The following is a 12,399-nucleotide window of genomic DNA, read 5'->3' as shown; positions in this document are numbered from 1 at the left end:
TAGACGCAGGTGAGTCGGTAGAACTAGCGTCGGCGCCGTCCAAGCGACGGGAGGTCACCCGAGACGATGGAGACCCAACGTCGGCGCTTAGTCCGACTGGTCTGCATCGAGGCTCGGCCTCCCCTTGCACGGCGAGGTGCCTGGGGCGGTGGTGCGGCTTGCTGCGCGGCCTGGGCTGCGGCATCGATCGCGGCGTTGCGGTTGGCCTTGGCCCTCTCAGCCTTCCTGCAGCGTTCGCAGTCGATCATCGCGGCGACTGCGTCGCGAATCGATTGAGTCCAGGTGTGACCGACGAGGCATCGCCAGGTGGCCTCCGCACCGGAGTCCCAGTCGGCGGCGGGCGGAGGCTCGCCCGGGTCAGCCCAGCGGTCGCTCATCTTGCGGGCGACGAACTCTTCGCGCGTCGAGACCATGGTTCCCCCCGGAACTACGTGCTCGCACGCTACTTCGCCGGGATCGGATTGAGAAGATGGACTCAGCGCTCCAGTCGGTGTTGGTGGGTCGGTCGCGAGCGGACGCTCGGCTTCGTTCATGCGCCGGATGACGGGGCGGCCCGCCCGACGTCTCGATGGACTCCTGGTGTGGCGGTGCCGATTGCGACGAGGGCGGCTGCGGCGGCGATCGCGGTGAGCACGGCGAACATGGCCGGGTAGGAGCCGACGGCGGCGGCGATGGCGCTGCCGGCCCAGGGCGCGACGGCCATGGCGATGGTGGTGGGGGCGTTGAGGATGCCGTAGAGGGTGCCGAAGCTGGTGATGCCCCACCGGTCGCTGACGGCGGTGGACTGCAGCAGGGTGAAGGCACCGCGGGCGATGCCCAGGATGATGCTCGCTGCCACGAGGACAGCGGCCGGTCCGGGGAGCAGGCCGACGGCGGCGATGGTGGCGGCGCCGCCGGCGAGGATGGCGACGGACCGGAAGCGTGGGGTGGTGCGGCGCGCCAGTGGTGCGTAGCCGATGCGGCCGAGCAGCTGTCCGGCGCCGGAGAGCCCGAGCGCCCAGGCCGCGAGTGACATGGACAGTCCGCGGTCGGTGAGCAGCGGGATGAGGTGGATGGTGGCGGCGAACATCGCGAACGCGGTGAGCGCCGAGGCGATGGTGAGGCAGACGAATGCCCGGCTGGTGGCGACCGTGCGGACGTGGCCGTGGCGCAGTCGCGGATGGGCCGCGTGGTCGTGTGCGAGCCAGGGCGCGGCGAGGCCCAAGGCGTGGCCGGGGATGGTGGTGACCGCCAGGAGGGCGGCGAGCACGATGTAGGTCTGCCGCCAGCCGAGATGGTCGAGGAGGGCCGCGGTGGCCGGCGCGAAGATGGTGCTCGAAAGGCCCGCGACCAGGGTCAGGACGGTCAACGCGTTCGTGCGGCGCGGGCCGTACCAGCGGGTCAGCGCGGTGAACGCGGCCGCATACAGGGTGGCGGCCTGGGCGAGCCCGGCGACCACCCAGGCGGCGGCGAACCAGCCGATGGCCGGTGCGGCCGCGATGCCGAGCGTCGCGGCGACGCCGACGACCGAGCCGAGGGTCATGATGAGCCGCGGACCACGCCGGTCGATGGCCCGCCCGGCCGGGATGCCGGCGAGGGCGGCGACCACGAGCGCGAGTGAGAAGGCCGCTGTCGTCGATGGGTCTGACCAGCCGGTGTCCGCGGTGATGGTCGGCAGCGCGACCGGGAACGAGTAGTAGAGGACGCCCCAGCCGACGATCTGCGTGAGGCACAGGGCGGCCAGCGCGCGCCGAGGAGCGGCCGGCTGTGCGTTCCGGCGGTCACCGGCGCGGCGGGTGCGGTTCACAGGCCGATGATGGCGGGCGCCTGCTGCACGTGTGCGGCGAGCGGCCCGACGACGTAGTCGGCGTCGCGGCTGACACCGCGGATGGTGTTGGAGGAGAACGAGCGCTGGAACTCCAGGCCCAGGTAGACGAGGCCGGGGTGGGTGGTGGAGATGCCGTCGACGTGCAGCGGCCGGCCGTTCTCGTCCAGGGCGCCGAGTGGGCGCAGGTAGTCGACGCCGGGCCGGTATCCGGTGGCGAAGATGACGGCGTCGACGTGCTCGCGCTCGCCGTCGGGCCAGATGACGCCGTCGCTGTGGAAGGCGGTGAACATGGCCCGCCGTTCGACCCGGCCGGACGCGATGGCGTCGCGGTAGTGGCCGGTGTCGAGCACCAGCGGCTTGCGGACGACGTGCCGCAGCCAGGCCGCGGGCAGGTGGTCGAAGCCGGTGACCTCGAGCCAGTGGTGCAGGTCGCGGCCGCGGATGATCTGGGGGAGGAAGTGCACTGGCGCGGGCGTGGCGAGCGTCAGGTCGGCGACCGCGGCGAGCTCGTCGGCGATCTGCACGCCCGAGTTGCCGCCGCCGACGACGATGACGCGTGTGCCGGCGTACGGGGCGGGGTTGCGGTAGGTGGCGGCGTGCAGCAGCTCGCCAGTGAACGATTCCTGGCCGGGCAGGTTCGGGAGGATCGGGTTGCCGAACGAGCCCGATGCCGCGACCACGCCCGCGGCCGGCAGGGCGTCGCCGTCGGCGGTGTGCACGACGAATCCGGTGCCGTCGGACGCCACCGCGGTCACCCGGGTGCGGGTGCGGATGTCGACGTCGAGGTGCTGGGCGTAGCGGTCGAGGTAGTCGGCGACCTCGTCGCGGGTCGGGTAGCGATCGGGGTGGCCGTCCATCGGGAAGCCCGGCATGGCGCTGTAGCGGGCGGGGGAGAAGACCCGCAGGCTGTCGTAGTAGTGCGGCCAGGAGCCGGCCGGACGGTCGCTGGCCTCGAGCACGACGGGGTGCAGGCCGGCGTCGCGGACGGCGCGGGCGGCGGCGAGGCCCGACTGGCCGGCGCCGACGACGATCACGGGATGGGCTGTGGCGGTCATGCAGTCAACATATCGACGAATCGCGATATGTCAAAATGACGATACGTTGCGTATGCTCGGTGGTGTGAACGATGTCGCGACGGCGGGGGAGCGCAGGTCGTTGCCGCTGGTGGCGGACGACCTGTTCGAGCTCAGCGACGCCACGCTCGACTTCCTCAAGGCGCTGGCCAGCCCGGCTCGGCAGAAGATCATGCTGTTGTTCGCCCGCGGTGCCGAGCTGTCGGTGGGGGAGATCGCCGACCTCGCCGATATCGGCCAGTCCACGGCGTCGCAGCAACTGCAGCTCCTGCGCCGGGGCGGCGTCGTCACGTCGCGCCGCGACGGCAAGACCGTCTACTACCGCGCCGACAAGGACGGGATGGCGCGCGCGCTCGAGGACCTGCAGAACTATCTCAAGGTCTGCTGCTGAGCCCGTCGTGGACCTCGAGCTGATCGAACGGTGGCCGCGGAGGGTCGACACTGCGGACACCCGGCGTTTGTGTCCGCGACCTGTTTGAGATCCGCCACGACGGCGCCGAGGTTGCTCGGGTCGAACTCGGCGGCGACGTAGTTGACTTCAGCGAATACGCGGGCGTCCCGGTGTTGGCCCAGCTGCGCTAAGGCTCCAGCTCATCGAGGTCGACAGGCTGCACCGCCGCCGTGGGATCGGAGCGGCGGTCGTCGCGCGCCTCATCGCCGATCATCCAGGCCGGCGCATGGTCGCCTTCAGTCGCGATGCTGACGAATTCTGGTCCTCGCTGGGCTGGAGTCGCTTCCAGCATGCAGAGCACCCCGAGCGCTACTTGCCGCTCTACGTCCAGCCGGCCTAGCGCGTCACTGACCCAGTGTGAGGGCGTCGCGGATGGCGGCGAGGCGCTCGGGGATGACGCGGTAGTAGATCCAGGTGCCGCGCCGGTCGCCGGTGATCAGGCCGGCGTCGCGCAGCAGCTTCAAGTGGTGGCTGGTGGTGGCGGCGGTCTTGCCGATGCTCGCCGAGAAGTCGCAGGCGCAGACCTCGTCGGCGTTGAGCAGCATCGACAGGATCTTCACTCGCGCCGGGTCGGCCAGCGCCTTGAACATGCCAGCCAGCAGCGAGGCGTCGTCGTCGCTCATGGCCGAAGTCGGCGTGCAGCAGTCGTTCAGCACCGGCAACGGTCGTACGGTCGCGGGCGCCTCGGGTCCGATCGTCGCGGTGCTCATGGTGACTCCAGGCTACCTGTCGGAGTGGTCTGTTTCGAAGATCTTCGTAGGATTGCTTTGACAATATTCGAATCAGTGATTTGATAAACGTCGAAACAGGGTCGGTCTGTTCCGGCTCGCTGTGAGGAGGCGTCATGGACCCGTACCTGCCCGAGACGATGGCCGCCGAGCGTCGTCGCGACCTGATCGCCGAGGCCACCCGCAACCGTCTCGCCGCGCTGGCTACCTGCTGCCGCAGGAGCGCCCTGGGTCGCGCGGTGTCGCCACTACGCGAGGCCTGGGCCGCGCGTGCCGTCGGCCGCGGCAGCACCTGCTGTGCGACGGCCTGACCACCCAACCGATTTCGAGCGTGCCGGGGGAGGTGACCACGATGGACTGCTGCGACGACCAGACCATGGACTGCTGCGACAGCGGTTGCTGCTGACTACGCGAAGGGGCGGCGCCGCTTGGGTGGCGGCGCCGTCTGGAGCGCGCTGCGGGCTCTGGCCTCGTCGCGGGGCCGAGATACGCGGGCCGTGCCGGCTGCGGAGGGGCACAAGGCTGGGGCGGGGCTAGACGGGATCATGAACGCTGTGAATGATGAGCCCGTCTGGGACGAGCGGGCGCAGCGGGTCTACCTGACACACCTCGCGCGCGATGTGCGAATCGCACTCGTCGCCCTTGAGGAGTCGAAACTGTTAGCGAACACAGTCCCGCCGGACCCTCGGTTGTGGGCCTCGGTCGACACCTTCCTCACCTACGCCGCGCGCCTATCCAAGATGGTCAAGCCCATCGACGGTGCCCGGCCGAAGAAGGACCTTCAGAAGCAGGCGGCGTACGATCGGCGCAAGCTCCGGGGGGAGAAGCTGCGGGAACTGCTCGGCGTGGAAGAGACCTCAGCGGTGCTAAGTCGAAGCGTGCGGGATTCGAGCGAGCACTTCGACGAACGCCTCGACGCATGGGTCTTCGAGCAGGAACGATTTACCGCGGATGAGCTCGAGGCTGGCGCGCGTCCTGCCATGGAATCGCCACCGATGAGGATCGTCGACAACGAAGCATGGACCATCGAGGTGGCGGGAGACGTCCTTGAGATCGGCGCCGTCGGGCGCGAACTCGAACGCATCCTCGCCAGCGTCCTCCGGCTGGAGCCGCTCGCCCGCTTCTCGCATGCGGATGCTGCGGTTCTGCTGAGCCTTATGCAGACCGCACCTCCGGAGCTCAGGCTGAGCGCGCCATCACGACGACCAGATGAGCCGGTGACGGCGGGACTGGATCCGGAGGAGTTGCTCTCGTTGGAGCAGAGGTGGGCAGCCGACTTTGCCAAGCTCGACGAGCGCGGTCGCCAGGAGCCTGTCTGAGCTTCGGGCGCCGATCCTGCTTCGCCGGCGTGTGCCCCGCTGAACTGGCGGCGAAGTACATCCGGAGGTTGGTTCGGCTCATTGCAAGCCAGTTGCAGCTGTCGACGATCGTCGTCGGCCCTCCTGTGGCGAATACGTGTCCAAGTCGCCAAAGGTGATCAAGGGACGGCTGTGATGGTGCAGGTCAACGCTCAGGGCGCCCTAATGAGTCCGCAGCCCTCTCAAAGCAGTAGCGCGGGTTCGAGTCCCATCGGGGGCTACAGAGAAGCGCCCCTCACCTGCGGAAACGCAAGGGTGGGGGCGCTTCGTCTGTCCAGCCGTCCCCGCCGCGGGTGACATCGATCCTGGCGCGGAAGAGAGATCGTCATCGCCGTCGACGCATGTGGCGTGGATCTTGCGCTGGTGTTGCAGCGACTCCGTGAGCTCCGGCGGCGTTGGGGCGGAGGTGGACCGCCGGGGCTGCCAGCCCGGCGGTAGAGCCGAGCGGTCCGTGGGCGTTGCCAGCGCGCCGTCCCGCCGCCGCCTGGCAGGCCGAACCTCGCGAAGGTGGTCATCACCTGGTGGTCGACGACGGTCATGGGTGGCGTGGTGATCAGGGTTCGATGTAGGGGTCTGTGCGGTGCAGGTTGTCGTTCAGCCGCTGTTGCAGCGCGGTCAGGTCGATGTCGTGGACGCTGCCGGCGTCCGCGAGGTCGAGTGCGTGGGCGGCCGCGGATCCGGTGGCGATGCACGGCCCCATCACCCGCACGCTCGAGAGGGCGGCGACGTCGCCGTCGATGCACCGACCCGCGGCGACGAGGTTGTCGACGTCGGGTGGGGTGAGGCTGCCGAAGGGGATGTAGTGCACGTGTCCTTCGGGCAGGGGTTCCCAAATCGACGTCTCGAGCTGGTCGTGCAACTCGATGCCCCACCCAGTGCGGGCGATCGCGTCGGGGAAGCGGCGCGCCGACAGCAGGTCGTCGGTGGTCAGTTGGGTCCGCCCGACGATCCAGCGGGTCTGCCGGATGCCGAGCAACCCGAACGAGCGCACCCGGGCCGCCCCGAACGCCTCGGGGAACTCCGACTGCAGGAACTGGACGGCACGCCGGGCCGCGACCTTGCCCTCGAACGCCTTCTGAGCGGCCTGGACGGTCTCGAGCGGCGTCTCGGTGTGCGTCATGTTGAGCACGGCCCGGCCGCGGCCGCGGAAGAGGTTGGCCAGGCCGTCCTTGCGGGCCACGCCATACTGGTCGCCCTTCTCGGCCAGTCGGGCGAGCAGCTCGTCGGTGGCCGGATAGCGCGCCTCGTCGATCCCTTCCAGCACGACCTTCTGCGATCCGTAGACCTGGCCCTCGGCGGGCTGGCGGCAGGGGAGGTCGGCGTTGCAGGCGATGACCGCGTCACCGCTGGCGTCGACGAACCCGTCGGCCAGCACGCGGACGTCGCCGTACCGCGACGCGAGGTCGACCGCGCGGACGCGGCGGCCGTCGCGCTCGACACCGCGCAGTACGGAGCCCAGCAGCACGGTGATGCCGGCGGCGTGCACGCGCTCGTCGATCCAGCGGGCCAGGGCGGCCTCGTCGTACATGACGGTGTTGAACCTCGGCCGCAGCCGCAGGTCGCCGGAGGCACCCAGGTCGCGGAGGATGTCGGAGGCGATGCCGTAGGTGAACTGGTACGGCGACGGCCCGTTGGACAGCAGCCCGGCGAACGTCCCGATGACGGAGTTCACCGCCTGGCCGCCGAGCCGCGAGAGCCCGTCGACGAGCGCCACCCGGCGCCCGAGCCGGGCGGCCTCGAGCGCGGCCGACACGCCGGAGATGCCAGCGCCGATCACGCAGAGGTCCGCCTCGACGGTCTGCTCCGCGCGGCCGGCGCCTCGGCGCACGACGGTCGTCGCGGCCCTGCTGTTCGTGACTGCTGTCTGCACGGTGCGCTCCTTCTCGGACGGACGGTCACCGGTCCGGCGTGACGTGCCGCATCAGCTCGCCGGCATCGGCGAGGGTGTCAAGGGCGAACGCCGCCTCGACGGCCCGCTCGACACGGTCCGCGGGCAGCACCCGCGCCGCGTTGTGGGTGAACTTCTCGCTCAGCGCGGCGTCGGTGAGCCGGAAGCCGTCGACAGAGGAGCCGTGCGCGTACTCGGCATCGTCGCGGAGGACGCCGCGCCGGGTGACCACCTCGACGGCGCCCGGGCTGGCGTGCGCGTCCCTGGACGACGGTCGCCGGTACGCCGGGTGGACCTGGTAGCTCACCCTGCTCATGAACGCGCGGACGGCGGGATCGGCCATGGTCACCTCGTCCTGCCACTCCGGGCCGATGCGGACGCCGTGCGCGGGGGCCGCAGGTCATCTCCGAGCTCGCCGCCGTCATCTCCAACGATCGCGACGACGACGGAGCCCTGCGGTTGCGTCCCGCGGCGGAGACGAGGTTCGGCCGCGTCTTCGACATCGAGGAGTACGACGACGCCACGACCGTCCACGTCGGCGACCTGGAGCTGTCCTTCGCCGAGACCCAGCATTCCGAGCTCTGCTTCGCCGCGCGCGTGACCGACGGCCGCGCGAGCCTCGTATACAGCGGCGACGCCGGACTCACCGGCGGGCTGGTCGAGCACTGCAAGGACGCCGACCTCGTCCTGCTGGAGGCGACCTACACGCGCGACCTGCCGGCGCACGAGGCGCCACGGCACCTGTCCGCGCGCGACGCCGGTGAGCTCGCCCAGCGCGCCGGCGCCGACCGGCTGGTCCTGTGCCACCTGGGGTCCGACGACGCCGACAACGTCGAACGCCTCCGCATCGCCGCCGCCCGGTTCGGCGGCGTGACCGACATCGCGACCGAGAACGCGACCTTCGTGCTGTGACCGCGACCAGGAGTTCCGAGGCGGCCGGGGGTGACGGCACGGACCCGAGGCGGGCCTCGACCGCCGGCGACGGCAGCCAGCACCGCGGCGTCGCGGCCGGCCGGCTCGGCGCCGTGGCGTCCGCCCACCCGGCCGCCTCGCTGGCCGGGCTCGACATGCTCCGGGCCGGAGGCAACGCCGTCGACGCCGCCGTCGCCGTGGCCGCCGCGCTCGCCGTGGTGGAGCCGAACAGCTCAGGGCTCGGGGGAGTCGGCTACCTGCTCGTCGCGTCACCCGGCGCGACCGAACCCGAGGTGCTGGACTTCGTGGGCCGCGCCCCGGCGGCCGCGACCCCTGACGCCTTCATCGAGCCCGGCTCGAAGGACCACGGGATACGGTCCGCACTCGTGCCGGGCGCGGTCGGCGGCTGGCTGGCCGCGCTGGAGCGGCACGGACGGCTGGACCGTTCCGTCGTCCTGGCGCCGGCGATCAGGCTGGCCGAGGACGGCTTCCCGGTGTCGGACTACCTCAGCGGCGTCATCGCCGGGCTGTCGGCGAGCCTCGCGCCGTACTCGTCGACGACCGAGGTGTTCCTGCCCGGCGGCCGGCCGCCCCGGCCCGGAGAGCTGCTGCGCCAGCCCGACCTGGCCCGGGCCCTGCGGATCGTCGCCGACGGCGGCGCCGACGCCTTCTACCGAGGGCCGATCGCAGAGGCACTGGCTGAGTTCTCGGCCGCGCACGGAGGACTGCTCTCGTACGTCGACCTCGCGGCCTTCGAGCCGAACTGGGAGCGGCCGGTCTCGGTGTCGTTCCGCGGCCACCGGGTCTACTGCCCCCGTCCGCCCGGCAGCGGGCTGCAGTACCTGCAGTCGCTGGCGATGCTGGAGTCGGCCGGCCTCTCGGGCCTGCAGCGGGGATCAGCGGAGTACGTGCACCTGCTCGCCGAGACGTTCAAGCTGGCGCGCGCGGACCGGATCGCTCACACCGTCGCGCCGGGGGAGGCCTGGCAGGGCCTGCTCACACCGGCCTACGCCCGGTACCGTGCGGCCGCCATCGACCCGGCCCGAGCGGCGACGACCGACGGCGTCCGGTTCGTGGGCGCGGGAGACCCGACGGCGGTGCGGGCCGGGAGCTTCGCGGACGCGATGCGCGAGTCCACGACCCACTTCGCCGCCGTCGACGCCGAGGGGTATCTGGTGTCCTGCACCCAGACCATCGGCGGCGGCCCGGTCAAGGGCTTCGGGTCAGGCGTGGTCTACGGGTCCACCGGCATCGTCATGAACAACTTCGCCCACTGGTTCGACCTCGACCCGGCCAGCCCGAACGTTATCGCCCCGGGGAAGCGGGTCGAGATGTGCCTCGCTCCGCCCCAGGTGTGGCGGGATGGCCGGCCGTTCGCCGCCCTCGGCACCCCCGGCTCCTGGGGCATCCTCGAGACCACCCCGCAGCTGCTGCTCAACCTCATCGAGCACGGCGACAACGTCCAGGCGGCCGTCGAGCGGCCGCGGTTCCGGCTCTTCGACGGGACCCGGCTGGTCATCGAGGACCGGCTCCCGTCGCAGGTCTATGCCGACCTGAGTCGGCTCGGTCACGCGGTCGAGCGGATCGGGCCGTGGAACCCGGCCGTCGGCGGCGCCCACGGTGTCGTCGTCGATCCGTCGACGGGGACGCTGTTGGGCGGCGCCGACCCGCGGCGTGACGGCATCGCCCTCGCCTACTAGCCGCACTCTTCGAGAGGAGAACCGTGCCCATCGCCCTGGGCGACGTCCAGCAGGCCGCCCGGCGGCTGGCCGGCGTCGCGCACCGGACGCCGATCCTGACATCCACCGCGATCAACCACCTCGTCGGCGCCGAGGTGTACCTGAAGTGCGAGAACGTCCAGCGCGCCGGCTCGTTCAAGATCCGCGGCGCCTACAACGCGATCGCCGGCCTCGACGAGGCCCCGCGGCGCCGCGGCGTCGTCACCTACTCGTCGGGCAACCACGCCCAGGCGGTCGCGCTCGCGGCCCGACTGGTCGGCACCTCGGCAGTGGTCGTCATGCCCAGCGACGCGCCCACGATCAAGCGTGCGGCCACCGAGGCGTACGGCGCGAAGGTGGTCGAGTACGACCGCTACACCGGCGACCGCGCCGCCGTCGCCGACGAGATCGCGGCCGCCGAGGGCCGCACCCTGATCCCGCCGTACGAACACCGCGACGTCATGGCCGGCCAGGGCACCGTCGCGCTCGAGCTCCTCGAGGACACCGGACCGCTCGACGCCCTGCTGGCTCCCATCGGCGGCGGCGGACTGATGGCCGGCTCCGCCGTCGCCGCGGCGGCCATGTGTCCCGGCATCCGGCTGATCGCCGTCGAGCCGGAGACCGGCGACGACACCCGGCGATCACTGGCGGCGGGCACGCGCGTCCGGATCCCGGTGCCGCGGACCATCGCCGATGGCATCGCGACCGACACCCCCGGCGAGCTGACCTTCCCTGTCGTTCAGCGGCTGGTCTACGACATCGTGCTCGTCACCGACGACGAGATCCGCGACGCCATGCGGCTCGCCTTCGAACGACTCAAGATCGTGGTCGAGCCGGCCGGCGCCGCCACCCTGGCCGCGCTCCTCGCCGGCCGGGTCCGGCCCTTGCCGCACCGGGTGGGTGTGATCGTCTCCGGCGGCAACGTCGACGCCGCGACCTTCGCCCGGCTGTTCGGCGGTGCATGATGGACCTGAGCGAACTGGCCTTGCGTCTCGTCGTCGCCGCTGTCTCCGGGGCCGCCCTCGGCCTCGAGCGAGAGTTCGGTGGCGGGCACAGCGCCGGCTTCCGCACCCACACCCTGGTCGCGCTCGGATCGTGCCTGTTCACCATCGCCGGCGCCTACGGCTTCGCCGACGCCAACCCCGGCCCGAACACCGACCCCGCCCGCGTCGCCGCACAGGTCGTGTCGGGCATCGGCTTCCTCGGCGCCGGCGCCATCCTCCGCGACGGCGCCTCCGTCCGCGGCATGACGACGGCGGCCACCCTCTGGATCTCCGCGGCCCTCGGCCTGGCGGCTGCGGCCGGCTCCTACGCCGTCACCGCGATTGCGGCGGCTCTGGTGGTGGGATTGTTGTGCACCCTGCGGGTGGTCCGACGGCTTGCGGCCCGCCTTCGCCGCCCCGGCGACGTGGTGGCGATCGAGTACCGGCGCGGCCACGGCACCTTGGGGCCGCTCATCCGCGCCCTCGACGACCTCGACCTGCGGCTGCGCTCCATCCAGATCGTCGACGACGACACCGACCTGTCCACGCCTGACGGTCTGCGCCGGGTGGAGATCCGCCTCCGCGCGCCGCACCAGCAGGCCATCGGCGAATTGCTGGCTCAGCTCCGCGGCCGCCCCGAGGTCCGCTCCGTCACCTGCAACCAGGACTGACCTTGTGATGGTGGTCGAGGCAGGAGTTCGGATGCCGCTGGGTCAGGACGGAGGGCGCAAAGCGGGATCCACCTCGGTCGGAATCGGTTGCCATTCGCATAGTCCATAGATGTGATTGGCCAGCCTGTCCGCTACTGCGGCCGCCCCCCGTGCGGTGACGAGTGGGGCTGCGATTGCGTGCGCTGCCGCCGGTCGACGTCCCAGTCTTGCTCAAGAAGGTCATCACCCTCCTGGGTGGCCGCAACGCCAGGTCGGCCAGCAGCCTGGTCGTGCGGCCGTTGCCGTCGAAGAACGGATGAATGTGCACCACGATCGCGTGGAAGGTGATGCCCAGTACGCGAGGAGTCAGGTCCGTCGTGTGTAGCCATCGCCAACGCAGGTCGTCGACATCGGTACGCGACCGGAGCGATCTGCTCAGGTGCAACCCCGACGTTGGTCTCCAGGCGTCGATGACGACCGGCCCACGTCCAGATCCGGTCGTACACGTCGGCTTTGCGGACAGGGTCACCGACCACCGCACCGCCCTGCTCCGTCAGGACTCGAGGTCATCCTAGGCGACGAGCGTCTCGCCGTACTCAGGGTCGAAGGACATCAGGCCCTTGGTGCTGTTGGCTGGGTCGATTCGAGGAACTTCTCGACCTCACGGGAGCGGACGTGACCTTCGGGCACTTCGCGATGCTCGAGACGTGCAGAGGCAGCAGCGGCCCTGAGGGCCCACCGCTCGATCGCATTCGCGTCGACCGTACGCGTTGCCATCGTCCCTCCCGTGATCGACCAGCACGATCCAGTCTAGGGCAGGTGGGCGCCACG

General features: G+C 71.1%; 14 protein-coding genes. 7 read left to right on the top strand and 7 right to left on the bottom strand.

What is annotated here, in order from left to right:
* Positions 1-529 precede the first annotated feature (529 nt).
* Together HD601_RS24445 and HD601_RS24440 are read right to left on the bottom strand one after the other, a co-directional pair.
* A complete protein-coding gene (locus tag HD601_RS24445) occupies positions 530-1,786 on the bottom strand; it encodes an MFS transporter (RefSeq protein ID WP_184826324.1) in 1,257 nt (418 codons plus the stop codon).
* Complete coding sequence (locus tag HD601_RS24440; RefSeq protein ID WP_184826322.1) at positions 1,783-2,862, bottom strand: flavin-containing monooxygenase; 1,080 nt, start codon at positions 2,860-2,862, stop codon at positions 1,783-1,785. Before HD601_RS24440 ends, HD601_RS24445 begins: the two co-directional genes overlap by 4 nt.
* A 64-nt stretch (positions 2,863-2,926) precedes the next feature.
* On the opposite strand from HD601_RS24440, the gene HD601_RS35040 reads away from it, so the two are divergent.
* Positions 2,927-3,271, top strand: a complete 345-nt coding sequence (locus HD601_RS35040) for an ArsR/SmtB family transcription factor (RefSeq protein ID WP_221441271.1) — start codon at positions 2,927-2,929, stop codon at positions 3,269-3,271.
* A gap of 187 nt (positions 3,272-3,458) precedes the next feature.
* On the opposite strand, the gene HD601_RS24430 is transcribed toward HD601_RS35040, so the two are convergent.
* Both HD601_RS24430 and HD601_RS24425 read right to left on the bottom strand, forming a co-directional pair.
* Positions 3,459-3,623 (bottom strand): hypothetical protein, encoded by a 165-nt coding sequence (locus tag HD601_RS24430; protein WP_184826318.1) that lies wholly within the window; start codon positions 3,621-3,623, stop codon positions 3,459-3,461.
* A gap of 52 nt (positions 3,624-3,675) precedes the next feature.
* Complete coding sequence (locus HD601_RS24425; protein WP_184826316.1) at positions 3,676-4,041, bottom strand: ArsR/SmtB family transcription factor; 366 nt, start codon at positions 4,039-4,041, stop codon at positions 3,676-3,678.
* A gap of 134 nt (positions 4,042-4,175) precedes the next feature.
* Here HD601_RS24425 and HD601_RS24420 point away from each other — a divergent pair, with 134 nt between their 5' ends.
* Positions 4,176-4,370, top strand: coding sequence for a hypothetical protein (locus HD601_RS24420; protein ID WP_184826314.1), 195 nt, complete (start codon positions 4,176-4,178; stop codon positions 4,368-4,370).
* A gap of 186 nt (positions 4,371-4,556) precedes the next feature.
* The gene (locus HD601_RS24415; protein ID WP_184826312.1) at positions 4,557-5,378 is read left to right on the top strand and encodes a hypothetical protein; all 822 of its coding nucleotides are present in this window, start codon (positions 4,557-4,559) and stop codon (positions 5,376-5,378) included.
* Between the two features lie 592 nt (positions 5,379-5,970).
* Here the strand turns inward: HD601_RS24415 and HD601_RS24410 are convergent.
* The gene (locus HD601_RS24410; RefSeq protein WP_184826310.1) at positions 5,971-7,287 is read right to left on the bottom strand and encodes an FAD-dependent oxidoreductase; all 1,317 of its coding nucleotides are present in this window, start codon (positions 7,285-7,287) and stop codon (positions 5,971-5,973) included.
* Positions 7,288-7,312: 25 nt separating this feature from the next.
* Complete coding sequence (locus tag HD601_RS24405) at positions 7,313-7,678, bottom strand: hypothetical protein (protein WP_343076520.1); 366 nt, start codon at positions 7,676-7,678, stop codon at positions 7,313-7,315.
* Between the two features lie 86 nt (positions 7,679-7,764).
* On the opposite strand from HD601_RS24405, the gene HD601_RS24400 reads away from it, so the two are divergent.
* The 4 genes from HD601_RS24400 to HD601_RS24385 are packed head-to-tail and all read left to right on the top strand — an operon-like array spanning position 7,765 to position 11,589.
* The gene (locus HD601_RS24400; RefSeq protein ID WP_184826306.1) at positions 7,765-8,217 is read left to right on the top strand and encodes an MBL fold metallo-hydrolase; all 453 of its coding nucleotides are present in this window, start codon (positions 7,765-7,767) and stop codon (positions 8,215-8,217) included.
* Complete coding sequence (locus tag HD601_RS24395; RefSeq protein WP_184826304.1) at positions 8,214-9,917, top strand: gamma-glutamyltransferase; 1,704 nt, start codon at positions 8,214-8,216, stop codon at positions 9,915-9,917. Before HD601_RS24400 ends, HD601_RS24395 begins: the two co-directional genes overlap by 4 nt.
* Before the next feature lie 23 nt (positions 9,918-9,940).
* Positions 9,941-10,900: a pyridoxal-phosphate dependent enzyme gene (locus HD601_RS24390; protein WP_184826302.1), complete on the top strand. Its 960-nt coding sequence runs from the start codon at positions 9,941-9,943 to the stop codon at positions 10,898-10,900.
* Positions 10,897-11,589, top strand: a complete 693-nt coding sequence (locus tag HD601_RS24385) for an MgtC/SapB family protein (RefSeq protein WP_184826300.1) — start codon at positions 10,897-10,899, stop codon at positions 11,587-11,589. Before HD601_RS24390 ends, HD601_RS24385 begins: the two co-directional genes overlap by 4 nt.
* Here HD601_RS24385 and HD601_RS36285 read toward each other — a convergent pair.
* Positions 11,570-12,097 carry a Fic family protein gene (locus tag HD601_RS36285; RefSeq protein WP_184826298.1) on the bottom strand — a complete coding sequence of 176 codons (528 nt, stop codon included), beginning with the start codon at positions 12,095-12,097 and terminating at the stop codon, positions 11,570-11,572. The genes HD601_RS24385 and HD601_RS36285 overlap by 20 nt on opposite strands.
* Positions 12,098-12,399: the final 302 nt, after the last annotated feature.

The sequence above is a fragment of the Jiangella mangrovi genome (genome assembly GCF_014204975.1).
GTDB lineage: Bacteria > Actinomycetota > Actinomycetes > Jiangellales > Jiangellaceae > Jiangella > Jiangella mangrovi.
This window is presented reverse-complemented; position numbering and strand designations above follow the sequence as displayed.

Excerpts from the sequence above, each read along its gene's own strand:
- HD601_RS24430 (WP_184826318.1), bottom strand. The coding sequence starts at position 3,623 with ATGCTGGAAGCGACTCCAGCCCAGCGAGGACCAGAATTCGTCAGCATC.
- HD601_RS24385 (WP_184826300.1), top strand. The coding sequence starts at position 10,897 with ATGATGGACCTGAGCGAACTGGCCTTGCGTCTCGTCGTCGCCGCTGTC.
- HD601_RS24425 (WP_184826316.1), bottom strand. The coding sequence starts at position 4,041 with ATGAGCACCGCGACGATCGGACCCGAGGCGCCCGCGACCGTACGACCG.
- HD601_RS24420 (WP_184826314.1), top strand. The coding sequence starts at position 4,176 with ATGGACCCGTACCTGCCCGAGACGATGGCCGCCGAGCGTCGTCGCGAC.
- HD601_RS24440 (WP_184826322.1), bottom strand. The coding sequence starts at position 2,862 with ATGACCGCCACAGCCCATCCCGTGATCGTCGTCGGCGCCGGCCAGTCG.